14 protein-coding genes are annotated in these 19,871 nt (G+C 59.3%); 4 read left to right on the top strand and 10 right to left on the bottom strand.

Going from position 1 to position 19,871, the window contains the following annotated elements; genetic code table 11:
- Positions 1-45: 45 nt before the first annotated feature.
- The 6 genes from LVW35_RS12435 to tpx all read right to left on the bottom strand — a co-directional run bounded on the left by LVW35_RS12435 (position 46) and on the right by tpx (position 12,035).
- Entirely contained in the window at positions 46-2,142 is a 2,097-nt protein-coding gene (locus LVW35_RS12435) for a putative bifunctional diguanylate cyclase/phosphodiesterase (RefSeq protein WP_233895823.1), read from the bottom strand.
- Between the two features lie 191 nt (positions 2,143-2,333).
- Positions 2,334-3,803 carry an efflux transporter outer membrane subunit gene (locus LVW35_RS12430; protein ID WP_233895822.1) on the bottom strand — a complete coding sequence of 490 codons (1,470 nt, stop codon included), beginning with the start codon at positions 3,801-3,803 and terminating at the stop codon, positions 2,334-2,336.
- Positions 3,800-6,907: an efflux RND transporter permease subunit gene (locus tag LVW35_RS12425; protein ID WP_233895821.1), complete on the bottom strand. Its 3,108-nt coding sequence runs from the start codon at positions 6,905-6,907 to the stop codon at positions 3,800-3,802. Before LVW35_RS12425 ends, LVW35_RS12430 begins: the two co-directional genes overlap by 4 nt.
- On the bottom strand, positions 6,904-10,005 hold the full coding sequence (locus tag LVW35_RS12420) for an MdtB/MuxB family multidrug efflux RND transporter permease subunit (RefSeq protein ID WP_233895820.1): 3,102 nt from the start codon (positions 10,003-10,005) through the stop codon (positions 6,904-6,906). The genes LVW35_RS12425 and LVW35_RS12420 overlap by 4 nt, the downstream gene beginning before the upstream one ends.
- Positions 10,002-11,303: an MdtA/MuxA family multidrug efflux RND transporter periplasmic adaptor subunit gene (locus LVW35_RS12415; RefSeq protein ID WP_233895819.1), complete on the bottom strand. Its 1,302-nt coding sequence runs from the start codon at positions 11,301-11,303 to the stop codon at positions 10,002-10,004. Before LVW35_RS12415 ends, LVW35_RS12420 begins: the two co-directional genes overlap by 4 nt.
- Before the next feature lie 231 nt (positions 11,304-11,534).
- Positions 11,535-12,035, bottom strand: a complete 501-nt coding sequence (tpx, locus tag LVW35_RS12410) for a thiol peroxidase (RefSeq protein WP_233895818.1) — start codon at positions 12,033-12,035, stop codon at positions 11,535-11,537.
- 158 nt (positions 12,036-12,193) lie between these two features.
- Between tpx and LVW35_RS12405 the strand changes: the two genes are divergently transcribed.
- Positions 12,194-13,483 (top strand): glycosyltransferase, encoded by a 1,290-nt coding sequence (locus LVW35_RS12405; protein ID WP_233895817.1) that lies wholly within the window; start codon positions 12,194-12,196, stop codon positions 13,481-13,483.
- A 72-nt stretch (positions 13,484-13,555) separates the two neighbouring features.
- Complete coding sequence (locus tag LVW35_RS12400) at positions 13,556-14,461, top strand: AraC family transcriptional regulator (protein WP_057022460.1); 906 nt, start codon at positions 13,556-13,558, stop codon at positions 14,459-14,461.
- Positions 14,462-14,538: 77 nt separating this feature from the next.
- Here LVW35_RS12400 and LVW35_RS12395 read toward each other — a convergent pair whose 3' ends face one another.
- The 4 genes from LVW35_RS12395 to LVW35_RS12380 form a co-directional block, all read right to left on the bottom strand.
- Positions 14,539-15,012 (bottom strand): DUF6392 family protein, encoded by a 474-nt coding sequence (locus tag LVW35_RS12395; protein ID WP_233895816.1) that lies wholly within the window; start codon positions 15,010-15,012, stop codon positions 14,539-14,541.
- A gap of 238 nt (positions 15,013-15,250) precedes the next feature.
- Positions 15,251-15,730 carry a DUF6392 family protein gene (locus LVW35_RS12390; RefSeq protein WP_233895814.1) on the bottom strand — a complete coding sequence of 160 codons (480 nt, stop codon included), beginning with the start codon at positions 15,728-15,730 and terminating at the stop codon, positions 15,251-15,253.
- Complete coding sequence (locus tag LVW35_RS12385) at positions 15,730-17,136, bottom strand: S-type pyocin domain-containing protein (RefSeq protein ID WP_326489604.1); 1,407 nt, start codon at positions 17,134-17,136, stop codon at positions 15,730-15,732. The genes LVW35_RS12390 and LVW35_RS12385 overlap by 1 nt, the downstream gene beginning before the upstream one ends.
- Positions 17,137-17,190: 54 nt before the next feature.
- Positions 17,191-17,571, bottom strand: coding sequence for a PAAR domain-containing protein (locus LVW35_RS12380; protein ID WP_059397558.1), 381 nt, complete (start codon positions 17,569-17,571; stop codon positions 17,191-17,193).
- A 444-nt stretch (positions 17,572-18,015) separates the two neighbouring features.
- Here LVW35_RS12380 and LVW35_RS12375 point away from each other — a divergent pair, with 444 nt between their 5' ends.
- Complete coding sequence (locus LVW35_RS12375; RefSeq protein ID WP_124400512.1) at positions 18,016-18,264, top strand: DUF6124 family protein; 249 nt, start codon at positions 18,016-18,018, stop codon at positions 18,262-18,264.
- Positions 18,265-18,462: 198 nt separating this feature from the next.
- Entirely contained in the window at positions 18,463-19,785 is a 1,323-nt protein-coding gene (locus tag LVW35_RS12370) for an ABC transporter substrate-binding protein (protein WP_233895811.1), read from the top strand.
- Positions 19,786-19,871 lie beyond the last annotated feature (86 nt).

Raw genomic sequence — 19,871 nt, 5'->3', positions numbered from 1 at the left:
CTCCTGATTCAACCTGATGTTTAGGGTTGAATCCAAGAATACCCGTCATGCACGGCTTTTGTCAGGCGCAACGGCCTCTTCCCCGCGCTGGATATCCGCCATGAAGCCCTCCGCCGGCAACGGGTGGCCCAGCAGATACCCCTGCAAGGAATTACACCCCAACCGTGTCAGGAAACTCTGCTGTACATCGGTCTCGACACCTTCGGCAACAATCCGCAACCCTAAGGCCTGGCCAAGGGCGACAATGGCCGAGACGATGGCGGCATCGTCGCCGTCGTGTTCCAGGTCGCGCACAAAACCCCGGTCGATCTTCAGTTCGTTGGCCGGCAGGCGCTTGAGGTACATCAGGCTGGAATAACCGGTGCCGAAGTCGTCGATGGACAAGTCAACGCCCATGTCCGACAGCTGTTGCAACACTGTCATGCTCGCATCGGCGTCGCTCATGGCGGTGGTTTCGGTGATTTCCAGGGTCAGGTTATTGGCCGGTAACCGGTGCCGCTCGAGGGCCGCGGCCACGCTCTTGACCAACCCGGCGTGGCAGAACTGCAATGCCGACAGGTTCACGGCAATGCGCCAGTCTTCGTAGCCCTGGGCGTACCACAGGCTCATTTGGCGACAGGCTTCGTTGAGCACCCACTCACCGATTGGAATGATCAGGCCGGTCTTTTCCGCCAGCTCGATAAACATCGCCGGCAGCAGCAGACCTTGTTGCGGATGTTCCCAGCGCAGCAGGGCTTCGGCACCGATCGGAATACCGCTGATCGCGTCGAACTTGGGTTGGTAGTACAGGCGAAATTGCGCCTGCTCTACAGCATTGCGCAAATCCTGCAACAGCTGTAATTGCTTGCGCGCGTTGGTGTTCATTGACACGTCAAAGAAGCTGTAGCCGTTCTTGCCCATGCCCTTGGCGTGATACATCGCGGCGTCGGCGTTCATCAACAGTTCCTGAGGGTTGCTACCGTTGCCCGGAAACATTGCAATGCCGACACTGGCGGAGATCTTCAGCTCATGCTCGGCCACCTGGAACGCTCGGTTGATCAGGTTCACCTGGCGTTCGGCAAGGCCAAGGGCATCGTCCGGCTGGGTCAGTTGCACCAGCAACACAAACTCATCGCCGCCGATACGCGCCAAGGTGTCCTGGCTGCGCAAGTCTTCGCGCAGGCGCAAGCCGACTTCGCGCAACAACTGGTCACCCATGTGATGGCCAAAGGCATCGTTGACCGGCTTGAAGCCGTCAAGGTCGATAAACATCAGCGCGAAGCAACTGCCCTGCTCTTTCACGGCTTGCATGGCCTGTTGAATGCGATCGGCCAGCAAGGTGCGATTGGGCAGGCCGGTAAGCATGTCGTGCAGGGCCAAGTGGGTCAGTTCCTGGTTGGCCAGGGTCAGGGAGTCGGCCAGCACGGCAGTGCGTGCTTCCAGGCGTGCGTCGAGCAACGAGGTAAGCAAGGCAATGGCCAGCACAGCGAGGGTCGTGACCAGCACCAGATTGTCCAGGCCTTTGCCGCTCAAGCCATTCAACGCGGCACCGCAGAAGCTGTCATCGGCAAAACGTGCTGCGGCCATCCCGGTGTAATGCATGCCGACGATGGCGAATCCCATCACCACCGCCGCCCCGCTCCGCGCCAGGCGTACGTAAGGCATGTTGCGGCGCAGATTGTGAGCGATCCACAGTGCAGCGCCGGACGCCGCGACGGCAATCAGCAATGAAGCGCCGAACAAGGTGGGGTCGTAGTCGATACCTGGCGTCATGCGCATCGCGGCCATGCCGGTGTAGTGCATGCACGCGATGCCGCTGCCCATGACCAGCGCGCCAAACGCCAGCTGCCAGGCAGGCAAACGCGGCTGGCTGATCAGCCACAAGGCAAAGCCACTGGACAACACCGCGATCAACAACGACAGCGCAGTGATACCCAGGTCGAAGCCCAGTGCAAACGGCAAGCGCAGCGCCAGCATGCCGATAAAGTGCATCGACCACACTCCCACGCCCATCGCCATGGCGCCGCCGGCGATCCATAAATAAACCGCGCGGCCTTTGGCGGTAGCGATGCGACCGGAAAGATCCAGTGCGGTGTAGGAAGCCAGGATCGCGACGACCAACGAGATCACGACCAGTGAGGGGGAATAACTACCGATGAGCATGGGACTTCTCGTGCGCAACGGGCCCGAGAGGCCCGTGCCAAGTGGCAAAGCGGGCGATTGTAGCGAGAATAATTCTTGAACAGTTGATTAATTATCAGAGGGCCATTAGTGGCATTTTGACGCCAATTGCATGACTAAATAACGACTCGTATCTGTGGGTTGGTTGGGCCCAAATGTATGCGGGTTCATCTTTAATTTTTGTCGGCAATCGGCGTCTGCCCGTCCCAACCACCGCCCAATGCCGCGATCAATTGCACACTGGCCACCAGGCGCGTCTGCAACAAGGTCAATACCGTACGTTCGTTATTCAGGGCTGTGGCTTGTGTGGTGACCACGTCCAGATAGGCGATCAGACCCGCCTTGTACTGGTTCTGGGTTAGGCGCAACGACTCACGGGCAGCGTCCAGCGCTTCATTGCTGACCACCGCTTCGTCTTCCAGCACCTTGAGCTGCACCATGTAGTTTTCCACTTCGCGAAAACCATCCAGCACGGTCTGGCGGTATTTGGCGACGGTCTCGTCATAGCTGGCCACGGTGCGGTCGACTTCCGCCGAACGCTGGCCCCCGTCAAACAGGGTCATCGCCAGTTTCGGCCCCACCGACCAGAAGCGATTTGGCAGGCTGATCCAGTCGGCGTAGGTGCTGCTGGAGTAACCACCCTGCAGGCTCAAGCTCAGGTCCGGATAGTAGGCGGCCTTGGCCACGCCGATATTGGCGTTGGCAGCGATCACCGAGCGTTCGGCCGAGGCGATATCCGGACGGCGTTCCAGCAGTTGCGACGGCAGGCTCAGCGGAATCTGCGGCAGCGCCGGGATGTCCTTGCTTACGGCCAGGTTGAAGTTGGCCGGCGCCTCGCCGATCAATACCGCGATCGCGTTTTCCAGCTGGGCGCGTTGCCAGATCAGGTCGATCAGGCTGGCCTGGGTGGTCTTGAGCTGGGTTTGCGCCTGGGCCACCGCATCTTTGCCGGAGACACCGGCGCGGTACTGGTTCTGAGTCATTTGCAGGGAGCGTTGGTAGGTTTCCAGCGTGGCTTGCAACAAACGTGTCTGTTCATCCATGACACGTAATTGCAGGTAGCTTTGCACCAGTTCCGACTGTTGGCTCAGGCGCATCGCCGCCAGGTCCGCCGAGCTGGCTTCGGCGCTGGCTTCGTTGGCTTCCAGGCCACGGCGCAATTTGCCCCAGATATCCGCCTCCCAGCTCACACCCAACTGCGCGTTGAGGGTGTCGCGGATGCCGCTGCTTGAACTGCTCAGGCTCGCGCTGCTGCTACCGGTGCCCTGGCTCGCGCGGGTTTTCCCGGCACTCACGTCGACGGTAGGATAAAACGCGCCCCGGGAACTGCGCACCAGTGCCTTGGCCTGACGAAAGCGCGCTTCGGCCTGGGCCACGGTCTGGTTGGAGTTGTTCAGACGCAGCACCAGATCGTTCAACTGACGGTCGCCGTACAGCTCCCACCAGGCGCCACGTGCCAGCGAGTCGCTGGGGGTGGCTTGACGCCAGCCCTGGGCTTCCTTGAATTGCGCAGGCTCCACGACGTCCGGGCGTTTGTAGTCAGGGCCGACGGCGCAGGCGCTGAGCAGCACGCCGCACAGCACCAGGCTCGCCACACGGGAGCCCCGGAACAGGGCCAATCGGGCAAAGGTTGAATCGGTCATAGCGCAGTGTCCAGGGCAGCATCGGTACGCACGCCGCGCCAAGCGTTGAAGCGATGGCGCGCGCGGTCGAGATAGAGGTAAACCACCGGGGTGGTGTAAAGCGTCAGGATCTGGCTGAACACCAGGCCGCCGATAATCGTCAGGCCCAGGGGGCGGCGCATTTCTGCGCCGTCGCCAGCGCCCAACAGCAACGGCAAAGCGCCGAGGATGGCCGCCAGGGTGGTCATCAGGATCGGCCGCAAACGCAGCAGACAGGCACTGCGAATCGATTCCAGCGGGCCCAGGCCGTCGTGGCGCTCCAGTTGCAAAGCCAGGTCGATCATCAGAATCGCGTTTTTCTTCACCACCCCGATCAGCAGGAACAGGCCCAGCAAGGAAATCAGGCTGAACTCGCCCCCCGTCAGGTAAATCGCGAGCATCGCGCCGACACCGGCCGATGGCAAGGTCGAAAGGATGGTCAGAGGGTGAATATAGCTTTCATACAGAATGCCCAACACCAGGTACACCGCCACCAACGCGCCGAGGATCATGAACGGCTGCCCCTTCTGCGTGGCCGCGAAAGCATCGGCGGTGCCGGCCATCTTGGCGATCACGTCTTCCGGCAGCCCGACCTTGGCAATCGCCCGCTCAATGGCGGCTGTGCCCTGCTCCACTGTCACGCCGGGCGCCATGTCGAAGGCGATGTTTTCCGAGGCAAACTGGCCTTCGTGGCTGACGCGGTCGTCGGCCAGGCTGTTCTCATAATGAGCAATCGTCGACAACGGCACCCGGGCACCATCGGCGGTGATCACCTGCATCTGGTTGAGGGTGATCGGGTCCTGGGCATATTTGGGGTTGACCTCCATCACCACCTGGTATTGGTTGAGGCTGTCGTAGATGGTGGAGATCTGCCGTTGGCTGTAGGCGTTGTTGAGCACCGAGGTGACCATGTCCATATCGATGCCCAGGCGCTTGGCCTGGTCGCGGTCCACAATCAGCGTGACCTGCGCCGCGCCCCGGCCTTCGCGGGCGTCGATGGCGGTGAGTTCGGGCAGCTCGCGTAATGCAGCCACTACTTTCGGATACCACAGGCGCAATGCCGCCAGGTCGCCGCTTTGCAGGATGTAGGAATACTGTGCGCTGGTCTGGTCGCGGCTACCGCCAAATTGCAGGTCCTGATCGGCCATCAGGAACAGCCGCCCGCCCGGCACCAGTGGCACGTCCTTGCGCAAACGCTCGATCACCGCTTGGGCGGAAATCTTGCGCTCACTGATGGGCTTCAAGCGCACCAGCATCACCGCATTGTTGGTGCCGTTGTTGCCGCCGATGAAGCCGGCCACGCTGAGCACCGCCGGATCCTTGAGCACCGCCTTGCGGAATGTTTCCATTTTTGGTTGCATCACGCTGAACGACAGCCCGTCATCACCGCGCACAAACCCGATCAACTGGCCGGTGTCTTGCTGCGGCATGAAGGTTTTCGGCACCACCACGTACAATGCCACGTTCATGCCGATGGTCAGCAACAGGCTGAGCAAGGTCAGGCGACGATGGCGCAACACCCAGTCCAGGCTGGTGGCGTAGCCGGCGACCATGCGGTCGTTGACCTTCTGGCTCCAGCGCTGCAAACCGGTCATCCGGCCCTTGACATGCGGCTTGAGCCAGCGCGCGCAGAGCATGGGGGTCAGGGTCAGCGACACAATCAGCGACACAATGATCGCCGCCGACAAGGTGATGGAAAATTCGCGAAACAGGTTGGCGACAATCCCCCCCATAAACAGGATGGACAGGAACACCGCCACCAGCGACACGTTCATCGACAGCAAGGTAAAGCCGACTTCCTGGGCGCCCAGGTAAGCGGCTTTCATCGGCGGCACACCTTCGTCGATATGCCGGGAAATGTTCTCCAGCACCACGATGGCATCGTCCACCACCAGGCCAGTGGCCAGGATCAACGCCATCAACGAAAAATTATTCAGCGAGAACCCGTACAAGTACATCACCGCAAAGGTGCCCACCAGCGACACCGGCACCGCCAGGGTCGGAATCAGCGAGGCACGGAAGTTACCCAGGAACAGGTACACCACCAGGATCACCAGCCCTACGGCAATCAGCAAGGTCATCTCGGCTTCGTGCAAGGTGGCGGTAATCACTGGCGAGCGGTCCATCGCCAGGCTCAACTTGACGCTGGACGGCAGCACAGCCTGCAACGCCGGCAACTGCGCCTTTATCTGCCGGACGGTCTCGATGATGTTGGCGCCGGACTGGCGGTTGATCACCAGCAGCACCGCCGGCTCATTGTTGAAGAAGCCACTGTTGTAGCGGTCTTCCACACCGTCGCTGATTTTCGCCACATCACCCAGGCGCAGCGCCGCGCCGTTCTGGTAGCGGATCAGCAGCGGCTCGTAGTCCTTGGCTTTTTCCAACTGGTCATTGGCCTGGATCTGCCAATTGCGCTGGCTGTCCTCCAGGGACCCTTTGGGCCGACGTTGGTTGGCGTTGGCGATGGTGTTGCGTACATCGTCCAGGGCCACGCCGTACTGGTCGAGGGCCTTGGGTTCCAGTTCGATGCGTACCGCCGGCAGGGAGCTGCCGCCGATCTGCACTTCACCGACGCCGGGCACCTGGGACAGGCTTTGCGACAGGATGGTCGAGGCCAAGTCGTACAGCTGGCCTTTTTGCAACAGGTCCGAGGTCAGCGACAGCACCATGATCGGCGCCTGGGACGGGTTGATCTTCTTGTAGGTCGGCATGCTGCGCATGCCGCTGGGCAGCAGGTTACGCGAGGCGTTGATCGCTGCTTGCACTTCCCGCGCCGCGCCGTTGATATCACGGTCGGAGTCAAACGCCAGGATCACCCGCGTGGAACCCTGGCTCGATGAACTGCTCATGGTAGTGATGCCGGCAATCGCGCCAAACGAGCGCTCCAGCGGCGTCGCCACCGTAGACGCCATCACCTCGGGACTGGCGCCGGGCAAGCTGGCCGACACCACGATCACCGGGAAGTCGATCTGCGGCAACGGCGACACTGGCAACAGGTTGAAGCTCACGCCGCCCAGCAACAGGATCGCCAGGCTCAGCAGCATGGTCGCGACCGGCCGGCGGATGAAGGGTCCGGACAGGTTCATGACTCAACCGGCTCCAGGCTTTGCGGCTCTTTGCACCAGCGGCGGCCGAGGCGGTCGAAATACAGGTAGATCACCGGCGTGGTGAACAGGGTGAGCACCTGGCTCACCAGCAGGCCACCCACCATCACCAGCCCCAGCGGCTGACGCAATTCAGCACCGGAACCGGTGGCGAGCATCAACGGCACCGCGCCGAACAGTGCGGCCAGTGTGGTCATCAGGATCGGCCGGAAGCGCAGCAGCGCCGCCTGATAAATCGCGGTTTGCGGGTCGAGGCCCTGGTTGCGTTCGGCGTCGAGGGCGAAGTCGATCATCATGATCGCGTTCTTCTTGACAATACCGATCAGCAAAATGATGCCGATGATCGCGATCATGCCCAGGTCATTGCCACTGAGCAGCAAGGCAAGCAAGGCCCCCACCGCTGCCGACGGCAATGTCGAGAGGATGGTGATCGGATGGATATAGCTCTCGTAGAGCACACCGAGCACGATGTACATGGTGACCACCGCCGCCAGGATCAGCAGCAAGGTGCTCGACAGCGAGGCTTCGAAGGCCTGGGCCGCGCCCTGAAACTGAGTCTGCACGCCCACCGGCATGCCGATGTCTTTCTGGGTCTGGTTGATCAGTTCCACACCTTTGCCCAGCGCCACGCCGGGCGCCAGGTTGAACGACATCATCACCGCCGGGAACTGACCGATATGAGCAATCGCCAACTGCGCCTGGCGCTGCTCCACATGGGCCAGGCTGGACAGCCGCACCTGGCCGCCGTCGGTGGTTTTCACGTGGATCTGATTCAGCGCCTCCGGGCCAAGGGTTTCGCCGGACTGGGCCTGCAACACTACGCGGTACTGGCTGGCCTGGGTGTAGATGGTGGAAATCTGCCGCTGGCCGAAGGCGTCATACAGTGCGTCGGTGATGGTTGAAACACTGACGCCCAGGCGCGAAGCCGCGTCGCGGTCGATCACCAGGTACACCTGCAAGCCCTTGTCCTGCAGGTCACTGGCGACGTCGGTGAGTTCGGGCAACTGGCTCAACGCGTGGACCAGTTTTTCACTCCACAACGCCAGCAACTCGGAGTCCGGCGAGGACATGCTGAATTGATACTGGGTGCGGCTGACGCGGTCTTCGATGGTCAAATCCTGCACCGGCTGCATGAACAGACGGATGCCCACCAATTTGTCGATTTCCGGCTGCAAACGGGTGATCACCTCGGCCGCGCTCAGGTCACGCTGGCCGTGGGCCTTGAGGTTGATCAGCAAACGCCCGCTGTTGAGGGTGGCGTTGTCGCCGTCCACACCAATGTAGGAAGACAGGCTTTCCACCGCGGGATCGGCCAGGATGATCTTCGCCAGTTGCTGTTGGCGCTGGCTCATGGCGGCAAAGGAAATCGACTGCGGCGCTTCGGAAATGCCCTGGATCACGCCAGTATCCTGCACCGGGAAGAAGCCCTTGGGTACGATCACGTACAGGAAGACGGTCAGGCCCAGGGTGGCGATGGCCACCAGCAGGGTCAGCGGCTGGTGCTTGAGTACCCACTGCAACATGCTGCCGTAACGCGCAATCAACCAATCGATCCAGGCGCCGCTGGCCTTGTAGAAACGCCCCTGCTCTTCTTCCTTAGGTTCACGTTTGAGCAGGCGCGCGCACATCATTGGCGTCAGGGTCAGGGACACCACCAGGGAAATCAGGATCGCCACCGCCAGGGTGATGGCAAACTCACGAAACAGGCGCCCTACTACGTCAGCCATGAACAGCAGCGGAATCAACACCGCGATCAACGACAAGGTCAGGGAAATCAGGGTGAAGCCAATCTGTTTGGCACCCTTGAGTGCAGCGGCCAGCGGGGTCTCGCCTTCCTCGATGTAACGGGAAATGTTCTCCAGCATCACGATGGCGTCGTCCACCACGAAGCCGGTGGCGATGGTCAAGGCCATCAGCGTCAGGTTGTTGATGGAGAACCCCGCCAGGTACATCACGCCAAAGGTACCCACCAGGGACAGTGGCACGGCGATGGAGGGGATGATGGTGGCGCTGACCCGGCGCAGGAACAGGAATGTCACCATCACCACCAGCGCGATGGCGATGAGCAGTTCGTGCTGAACGTCTTTCACCGAGGCGCGGATGGTCTGGGTGCGGTCGGTGAGCACCGTCACGTCGAGGCCGGCCGGCAAGTTGTCGGTGATGCTCGGCAGCAACGCCTTGATGCGGTCCACCACCTCGATCACGTTGGCCCCCGGCTGGCGCTGGATGTTCAGCAGCACGGCCTGGTTTTCATTGGCCCAGGCGGCGAGGCGTTCGTTTTCGGCGCCGTCGACGATTTGTGCGACGTCCTTGAGGCGCAGCGGCGCGCCATTGTTGTAGGCCAGGATCAACTCGGCGTATTGCTGAGGCGATACCAACTGATCGTTGGCATCAAGCATCGACACGCGGGTAGGGCCGTCGAAGTTGCCTTTGGGCTGGTTGACGTTGGACGCGGCAATCAGTGTGCGCACGTCCGACAGGTTCAGGCCGTTGGCCGCCAGGGCCTCGGGGTTGACCTTGATGCGCACCGCCTGGCGTTGGCCGCCCGCGATGCTGACCATGCCGACGCCACTGATCTGCGCGATTTTCTGCGCCATGCGCGTGTCGACCAAATCATTGAGCTTGGGCAGCAACATGGTCTTGGAGGTGATCGCCAGGGTCAGCACCGGGGTATCCGCCGGGTTGACCTTGTTGTAGACCGGCGGCGCGGGCAGGTCCTTGGGCAACAGGTTGGTCGCGGCGTTGATTGCGGCCTGCACCTGCTGCTCGGCGACATCCATGTTGATGTCGAGGTTGAAGCGCAGGGTCAGCACCGACGCACCGCCGGAGCTGGTGGACGCCATCTGCGTGAGACCGGGCATTTGCCCGAACTGGCGTTCCAGCGGCGCGGTGACCGCGCTGGTCATCACGTCCGGGCTGGCGCCGGGATACAGGGTCATCACCCGGATGGTCGGGTAATCCACCTGAGGCAATGCCGAGACGGGCAGCAAGCGGTACGAGATGATGCCGGCCAATACAATGGCCAGCATGCTCAGCGTGGTGGCAACCGGGCGAAGGATAAACAGCCGCGACAGGTTCATGAACCGACCTTTTGCGCCTTGCCGGTGGTAGTACCGCTCTCCCCTTTCGCCGCAGGCTTGCCTTGCAGGTGTTCGGTCGGCGTGGTCGGCACTTCGCTGCCGTCGTTGACCACTTCGATTTCGCTGCCGTCCTTGAGACGATCGGTGCCTTCCAACACCACGCGGTCACCGGCCTTCAGGCCCTCTTTGATCACCGTATTGTCGCCATCCGTATCACCGACCACCAGGGGCTGCACCTTGACCTTCTTGTCGCCGTCGAGCACGTAGACGAAGGTGCCGGCGTTGCCGAACTGGATCGCTGCGGACGGTGCCAGCACTACGTTATGCAGGGTGTCGGCCAACAGGTGCACATTGACGAACTGGTTGGGAAACAGCGCCTGGTCCTTGTTATCGAAACGCGCCTTGAATTTCAGGGTTCCGGTCGTCACGTCGATCTGGTTGTCCAGGCTCTGCAGCACACCGCAGGCCTGTTGCTTCACGTCACCACGGTCCCAGGCTTCCACGGGCAACTTGTTGCCGGCGTGGTAGCGGGTGAGCACGGTTTCCAGGGTGTTTTCCGGCAAGGTAAAAGCCACGCTGATGGGCTGGGTCTGGGTGATCACGGCGAGGGACGTGGTGTCGTTGGCCGCCACCAGGTTGCCAACATCCACCTGACGCAGGCCGACACGGCCGCTGATAGGCGCGCGGATCTTGGTGAATTCGAGGTTGAGCCTGGCGTCATCCACCGCACCCTGGTTGGTCTTGACCGTGCCCTGATACTGCAAAACCAGCGCTTCTGCGGTGTCCAGGGTCTGCTTGGCGATACTGTCCTGGGCGTACAGGTCACGATAGCGCTGCACATCGACCTGGGCGTTTTTCAGCTGGGCCTGGTTCTGCATCAGTGTGCCCTGGGCCTGGAGCAAAGCGTTCTGGTAGCTACGCGGGTCGATCTCGGCCAGCAAGTCGCCGGCCTTGACCATCTGCCCTTCTTCAAAGGCGATCTTCACCAGCTCGCCGCCCACCCGGCTGCGCACATTGATGGTGTTGAGCGCGGTCACCGTACCCAACGCCTTGTAATACACCGGGAACTCGCCCAGCACCGCCCGCGCCACACGCACCGGCACCGGGCCAGTTGAGCCACCAAAGCCCGGGCGCATCATCCCCGTCTTGCCGGCATGGCCCGCGGGCTTCTCGGCGCCATCCTTATGGCTGCCGGGCCAGAATTTCCAGCACACACCGGCGATAACCAGCAGCACGAGCAGGCCGAACAGCCAGCGGCGGGACTTACGGGGGGAGGATTGCATGGAGTGATCAACCATTGGGCGCGAGAGCTTCTTCTTTGGGAGGCTGAAAGATAAGCACTGGAGCGCATTAAGAAAAGCGCCTTTACCGGCTATTTACCTTGGGCTTACAACTTTTAACTTCTGACCTTAGTTCACTGGCTATCTCGCTAAGCCGCTGACCGACAAATAAAAACGGCCTGGACTAGGCCAGGCCGCAATCATGCATCAAGCGTGTTACTGCAAAACGACAGTAACGTACCGAAACAGTTACTTCAAAACAGCCAGGGCTGCTTCGTAGTTCGGCTCTTGGCCGATTTCAGGAACCAGTTCGCTGTGCAGCACGTTGTTGTTTTCGTCCAGCACCACCACGGCACGCGCGGTCAGGCCTTGCAGGGGGCCGTCAGCCAGAGAAACACCGTAGTCGACAGCGAAGTCGGCGTTGCGGAAGTCCGACAGGCTCTGCACATTGTCCAAGCCTTCGGTGCCGCAGAAACGCTTCTGGGCAAACGGCAGATCAGAAGAAATACACAGTACAACGGTGTTGCTCAGGTCGTTGGCCTGGGCGTTGAACTTGCGGACCGAAGTGGCGCAGGTCGGGGTATCAACGCTTGGGAAGATGTTCAGTACCTTGCGCTTGCCGGCGAAGGTTTCCAGGGTCGCTTGCGACAGGTCGACAGCGACAAGGCTGAACTCAGGAGCGGTGGAACCGGTTTTCGGCAATTCGCCTTCAATCTGGACAGGGGTACCACGAAGGGTGACTTGAGCCATGAACGGAATCCTTATGCTGATTTGGGTTTAACGAATTCGAGAGGCCGAAGTTAACCACAAAGTACGGTGGCTACCTACCGCCAAACATAAATTGTCATGTCTTCGGTTATGGTTTAATTGCGCGCTTTGCGCCCTGCCCTTCAAGGAAAACGATGTCGATGAATGCCCCTGCCACCAAAGTCCTGGTCATTGGATACGTCTGGCCGGAACCCCGTTCCTCGGCCGCAGGCGGGCATATGATGCAAATCCTTGAGAGTTTTCTTACACAAGGTTGGGACATCACCTTCAGCAGCCCCGCCACAGTCGGCGAACACAAGGCCGATTTGTCTGCGTTGGGCATCGCCGAATGCGCTATCGAACTGAATAACAGCAGCTTCGATGATTTTATCCGCGAACTGGCCCCGGACATCGTGCTGTTCGACCGTTTCATGATGGAGGAACAGTTCGGCTGGCGCGTCGAGAAGCATTGCCCCGATGCGCTGCGCGTGTTGGAAACCTGCGACCTGCAAAGCCTGCGCGACGCACGCCAGCAACGCCTGAAGGACCACCTCAAGGCCCATCCCGACAGCCAAGACTTCCATGCCCTGTTCGCCCCCGCCCTGAAGGAAGAGTTCCAACTGATGGCCGACACGGATATCGCCAAGCGCGAAATTGCGGCGATCTATCGTTGTGACATCAGCCTGATGATCTCCGACGTGGAAGCCCACTTACTTACCGAACACTTCAAGGTACCCGCCGCCCTGCTCCATTGGTGCCCACTGATGCTGGAGCCGCCGGCCGAACCTTTCGCACCGTTTGAAGACCGCGCGCACTTCCTCAGTATCGGCAACTTCCGCCATGCGCCGAATTGGGATGCCGTGTTATGGATGAAAAACAGCTTATGGCCATTGATCCGTCAGCAATTACCGGGTGCCCAGCTGCATATCTACGGGTCCTATACCCCGCCCAAGGCCACGGCATTGCACAACCCGGCGCAGGGTTTTCATATCATGAACTGGGCCGAAGATGCCTTGCAGGTGATGACCGCCGCGCGTATCTGCCTGGCCCCCTTACGTTTCGGCGCAGGCATCAAGGGCAAACTGGCAGACGCGATGCTCTGCGGCACACCGAACATCACCACGCCCATCGGCGCCGAGGCCATGGGTGATGAACAGCCGTGGCCCGGGATGATCGAACAGAGCGCCCCCGCCCTTGCAGCCGCTGCCGTGGCGCTTTATCAGGATCGTGAACGTTGGACCCAGGCCCAGGAAGACGGCCGCCGGTTGCTGGCCCGCCGCTACAACGAGACCAGCCACGGGCCGGCGTTGGTGGCGTGCCTGGAACAATGTCGCGGCAACCTGGCTACCCATCGCCGGGAAAACTTCACCGGCAGCATGCTGCGCCACCACGCGCATAAAAGTACGCAGTACATGTCTCAGTGGATCGAGGCGAAAAACCGCGCTCTATAAACACCAGTGCTGGCGAGGGCGTGCGCGAGGGGGCATTATCCTACGCAGCAACCACAATAAAGCGACGGCAGCATGACCCGAGCAACGCGTATCACCGACCCTTCCTACGAGCTGATGGACGATCACAACGGCCTGTCCATCATCTATCGCCAGCACGGTTTCCCGTGCCCGCTGGTGCGCTGGCATTTTCACAAGGAATACGAACTGCACCTGATCGTCGCCAGCTCGGGCAAGGTGTTTATCGGCGACTACATCGGCAACTTCTACCCCGAAAGCCTGTTCCTCACCGGCCCCAACCTACCGCATAACTGGATCAGCCAGGTGGAGGAAGGCGAAGTAGTGCCCAAGCGCGACATGTTGGTGAACTTCACCGATGAGCTGTTCGAGCAAGGCAGCCATACGTTTGCCGAGCTCAAGAGCCTGGCGCCCTTGCTGGAGCGTGCGCAATACGGCATAGAATTCCGCAGCAAAAAAACCATCGCCCAGGCCATGGCCCTGATGCAGCGCATTGAGGAAGCCCAAGGCATGGCGCGCCTGGGGCATTTTTTCATTTTGCTGGAAGTGCTGAGCGCCTGTGACGACTACCAACTGCTCTCCGGGGTGACCACGCCACAGCAAGCCGATGAACACAGCATCGATCGCACCAACCGGGCGGTGGACTACATCTTTGCCCACTACGCGAGGGAATTGCCCTTGGAAGAAGTCGCGGAATACTTGGGCATGAAGCCGACGTATTTTTCCCGGGTATTCAAACAGGCCACCGGGCGTACGTTTATTGAGTTCGTCAATCGGCTGCGGATCAGCAAGTCCTGCGAATTGCTGGCCGATGGCGATAAGGCCGTGACGGATGTGTGCTTTGAGTCGGGGTTCAACAATATTTCCAACTTCAACCGGCGCTTTCAGCAGCTTAAGGGGATGACGCCGTCTCACTATCGGCGGTTGGCGGTGCAGCGGTTGACGGAGCAGAATTTGGCTTGAACGATCGGGCCCACGCGCTGCGTGTGGGGATGCTCTTGTTAATCAGCTTTCAGGCCGTAGCAAGACTCTGCGAGAGATCAATCGTGTCCGGAATCAATCAAGGAGAAACTGATATTGTTAACTCTAAAATTTTCCAGATAGCTGAGAGTCACCATCACGTTGGGATGTGCCTTTTGGTCCAAATGATATATGTCCGCTCCGCCCCGCATACCCAATCCACCTGGCAGTTTTACGGAGGGCTTGGATTTAATGGGCACACCTATAACCTCACGTACGTATCGTTGATCCATATCTAACTTGAACGGTTGAGGTAATTGCCCGGCATAAACCGGTTGCCCGACCGTCGGGATGAGTGTGATCAAAATCTGCTTCAGGGACTTGGTCCTGTCATTGAAGAGCAACTCCACTCCCTCTACTGGACGCATGGTCGGCCAATCGCTGTCCTCAAATGGCTTCACCAGCGGTTGATTGGGAATCTTCCCACTTGCTACAAGTTCGATAAAACCAAGTCCTAAACTCTCTACCCACAACTTAGTCGCTGGTGCACCCATCAGTACCCTCTCTGAATTTGGTTGATGTCATGTAATTGTCGGCGAGCAGCCTAAATATTAAACCAAGCGCCCCTCTCATCCGGACTTAATTGCATCCAAGGGCATAACACCTTCCTGCTATCGACAGTTAGCGGAGCAACGGTTAACTGAGCATAGTCTATGCTTGACGTGATCATTCCCACGCGCTGCGCGTGGGAACGTTACTATTTATTAGTCGAATTTAACTTTCAGAGCAAGTTCAATTATGGTGTGTATTTCTCAAACAGAACCCCATGCTACACACCATATCGTCATTACGATATTGAAATCCGAGGTGAACACCTGGATAACCAAAACCGTCCATGCGGTAGGTGTCGCTACCACCGTACCCCCGATATTTTAAAATTTTAACCGGCTCCTTCGACTCGAAAGGCTCCCCAAACAATCTATGGACGTCGATTCGACTCATTTTAGCTGTAAGAGGCGAAGGCAACTCACCGGTATAAAAGTGAATACCACCAGCCATGTTAATTAAAGAAAAAAGAACCTCAGTGAGGACTCTATTTTCCGCTCTAAACCACAGTTCAACACCAGACTCTGGCTTCTGGATCAAATATTCATTATCGTCACCCTCTAATGAGCGTGCCAGAGGCTTGCTCGTAATCACACCCTCCGCTAGAAGGTTTACATGAGTAGATCCAAGCCCGGCCAGCAAGCGTTTGATCGTCAAGGCATCCATTAGTACCACCCTTGTTCTTGATTGATCTTATGCATTTTGGCGCGAGCCTCTTCCAAGCTTTTTTGAGTGAAGCCTTCCTCAATCATGTAAGGTCTAATCACGTCGAAATTACTGTCTACAGCCGCCCGAAGATCAGCGGCGTCAAAGTGCTGCTTAACTTTATTGTTACGCCCACCGTACGTCTCGCTATATTTTTGATGGATATGAGCAGGAATAGCAATGCTGGCTACTCGCATGAGCAACTCGTTGATTTCGTAATCCATAAACGCTGTGGATACGTTTTTCAGATATCGCCTGATCGCCGCCTGCGAAGGCATATGATCCACATGCAAACCGCGCCTTGATCGGCCGCTGAAAGCCCCATAGATGTCGACCTCCAACGGCCTGACCGCCGGCTTGGCAAACACCAAATACAACGGCGGCACACCCGAATCAGCCGGAAACGAAATGATCGTATCCTGCCAGGTGATGTTTTCTGCATCCCGCCCTGGATAGTGACTGATCGCCGAATCTTGCCCCACCGCAATCGGGTGAACAAATACATTATCCAAGCGCTCAGGTGTTCCCGGATACGGGCTCGGCACGCTGACAACCGGGCCGTGGTTCGGCGTCCATGTGATGCTGATGCCATCCAGCACCGCCACCATCGCGCTGTGGTCCTCATTCCACCGGGCTTGCGCAACGGGTACGCGGTCGGCGCCACTGCCAGGTTGGGTATGTAGGCCGTAAACACTCAGTTCACCGGACTCATCCTGGCGAAACTGGAAACGCACTCGCGTGCTGGCCAAACGCATCCCCTCCAACTGCTCCGGGGTGTACAGCGTTGAGTCACCGATATCCCGTGGCCAGAATGCCAGCAGCACGAGGTTGAGGGCGGAACTGGCGCCGGCCAAGCCTCGTACAGCCCAGGTACCGAGGTCGCTGCCGAGTGCGCCGGCTACCCTGCCGACGGCGCCCGTGGTACCGGTTGAAGCCATGAGGGCGGTGGTGCCGAAGTTTTTGGCGTTTTCCGGGGCGGTGCCCGCGGCCGTAGAGCCGGCTGGCACCGAAACGCAGGATTTGGCAAAAACGCAGGCATCAGCGGCACGATTCGACGCAACGGGCGCGGCATAATTCGCAGGGGCCGAGGCGGATGCAGTCGGCCTCATTACAACCGGGGTGACACGTTGAGGTTGGGGACCGAACTCCTGACATTTGGAACTCTGATTGGCAATCAACTCCGGCGGCGGATCGCATTTGCAGATGCACAGATCACCCTCCAGCGCCGCTTGCTTGCCGTTCCACTCTTCGTGCAAATGAGGGCCGGTAAGCGCGATGAAGCCTTCAGTGCCGCAAGCCGGGCAAGCGACCCGGTCACCCTCCCTTGAGATTAATTCGCCGTTGAAACTGGTGCGCTCACAAACCACTGGTCACTTTGCCACCCGCTGTGGTGGTTGAACCCGTGGTGATGTTGTAGCGCCTCACATCTGACTCTCCACGCGATATCCAGGCTTTAGAAGGCCAGGAATACCATCGCCGTCCGCGTACTCCACCACCTGAGCCAGGTTTTGCAGGCTGCCCGTCACGGTGTCGCCGTTGTCGGTAGCGCTGCCGACAATGGCGATGGGCAGACCTTTGTAGGTGGCTGCGAAACCTGCTCCCGAGACAATTTCGCTCTCTTTGCCATCGGGGTAGCGCACTCGGTCGCCGACGCACGCGATGCGCAAGTCATGGATCTCGAGGCTGGTGCTTGCAGTAATGATTTCTCCACCCATACGCGTTCTTGAGCCGAGTGTCGCGTAGTCGTAGATGGCTTTGATTGGGCGAGTTGATTGTTGGATTTCAGTATCGGTGTCTTTCATGCTTCGTCCTTTTTTAGCGCGCAGGGGTGCTCAAACGCGGTCTTGGCGTTGAGTTATGCAGAGAGATGGCGCCGAAATGGCGCAAGGAAGATGGTGCTGACTAGTACAAAGCCAAACAACTGACCGTTCGGCTAGGTATTGGGAAACGCAGAAATGTCTGACAAGGATTTGAGGTTGTCCCTAGGACACTCAATCTCTAGTCTCCGTACACCGCTGCACACTCAGCGGTCGGGCGTCGCGGCCCGGTTTAATCAGACGCAAAGTGCCATTTCCGCTTTCAGTTGACGTCTTTTTATCGTCTACTGTGCGCCCTTATGGTGGCTGTGCGCGGGATACCTTCGGGTATGCCGGTTTCCTGATTCCGGTCCGCGAACCTGCGTACAGCTACCACCCAATCGCGTCGCGGCGATCAGTGGTAGCTCCACTTAAATCAGGAGTTTCACCATGATCAAACCCACCCCAAATCCCCCAATCGATCCAGCACCCAGCGTGCTATTCACCGTGAAAGACGGCATCTCTACTCAAGACCTACTGGTCAACCTCAGCGAATCACTCGCCTCCGCCCACGCCCTGACCTGCGATTTTGCCTTTGATCTCGACGGCTCGCGGCGCGAAGGCGCCCTGGGTATTGCCCAGTTGATCGAAGTGTCTCGATTGCTGGCTGAGCGGGTACTGGCTGATATCGAGCGTTAAATACGGCATCGATCGTCCCCACGCGCCACGGGGACGATCACCGAGTGCAAAAAAGTATCAGTGGGCGTGCGCCCAAGGATTTGTCACAACCCTATTTCAAGGCTGTAATCAACGCACACTCTTCCTGGCTACCTGTAGGAAGACACAACAACAATAACTGTCCTTCCGTAGCCCCTGGGCGCGGAAATGGAGTGCGCGATGAAGTTCACAGCAAAAGTACTGCTTGCCTCGACCTGCATGACAGCATGCATGACCCTCAGCGCCGTCAGCTTTGGCGCGCAAACCCTGACCATTGCCACCGTCAATAACAGCGACATGATCCGCATGCAGAAGCTCTCGAAAACCTTCGAGGCCGAGCATCCGGAGATCAAGTTGAACTGGGTGGTGCTCGAAGAAAACGTGCTGCGCCAACGCCTGACCACCGACATTGCTACCCAGGGCGGGCAGTTCGATGTGTTGACCATCGGCATGTACGAAGCCGCACTCTGGGGCGCCAAGGGTTGGCTGGAGCCGATGAAGGACCTGCCGGCCTCCTACGATCTCGACGATGTGTTCCCTTCGGTGCGTGACGGTTTGTCGGTCAAGGGCTCGCTGTACGCCCTGCCGTTCTATGCCGAAAGCTCGATCACCTATTACCGTACCGACCTGTTCAAGGACGCCGGGCTGAGCATGCCCGAGCACCCGACCTGGACCCAGATCGGCGAATACGCGGCCAAACTCACCGACAAATCCAAAGAGCAATACGGCCTGTGCCTGCGCGGCAAAGCCGGTTGGGGTGAGAACATGGCGCTGATCACCACCCTGGCCAACGGCTACGGGGCGCGCTGGTTCGATGAGAAATGGCAGCCGCAATTCAACGGCCCGGAGTGGAAGGATGCGCTGAACTTCTACGTCGACAACATGAAGAAATCCGGTCCGCCGGGGGCTTCCAGCAACGGTTTCAACGAAAACCTGGCGCTGTTCAACAGCGGCAAGTGCGCGATCTGGGTGGATGCCAGCGTGGCGGGCTCGTTTGTTACCGACAAGAGCCAGAGCAAGGTCTCTGAGCATGTCGGCTTCACCTTCGCGCCCCACGAGAAGACCGACAAGGGCACTTCGTGGCTGTACTCCTGGTCCCTGGCGATTCCGACCAGTTCCAAGGCCAAGGATGCCGCCAAGGTATTCACCACCTGGGCCACGTCCAAGGAATACAGCCAGCTTGTGGCCAAGACCGACGGCATCGCCAACGTGCCGCCAGGTACGCGCAAATCCACCTACAGCGATGAGTACATGAAGGCGGCGCCGTTTGCCAAGGTGACCCTGGAGTCGCTGAAGGTCGCGGACCCGACCAAGCCTACCGAGAAGCCGGTGCCGTATATCGGGATCCAGCTGGTGACCATTCCTGAGTTCCAGGCGATTGGTACCCAGGTCGGCAAGTTCTTCTCCGGTGCGTTGACCGGCCAGCAAACGGTCGATGCCGCCTTGACCGCCGCGCAGACCACCACCGAGCGTGAAATGAAGCGGGCCGGTTACCCCAAGTAACCCGAGCCTCACCCTAGTCAAATGTGGGAGGGGGCTTGCTCCCGATAGCAGTGGATCAGCCAGCAGGTTCATCGACTGACACTCCG

This window comes from Pseudomonas sp. HN11 (assembly GCF_021390155.1).
Classification (GTDB): domain Bacteria; phylum Pseudomonadota; class Gammaproteobacteria; order Pseudomonadales; family Pseudomonadaceae; genus Aquipseudomonas.
The sequence above is the reverse complement of the archived record's forward strand: the minus strand, read 5'-3'. Positions and strand labels throughout refer to the sequence as shown.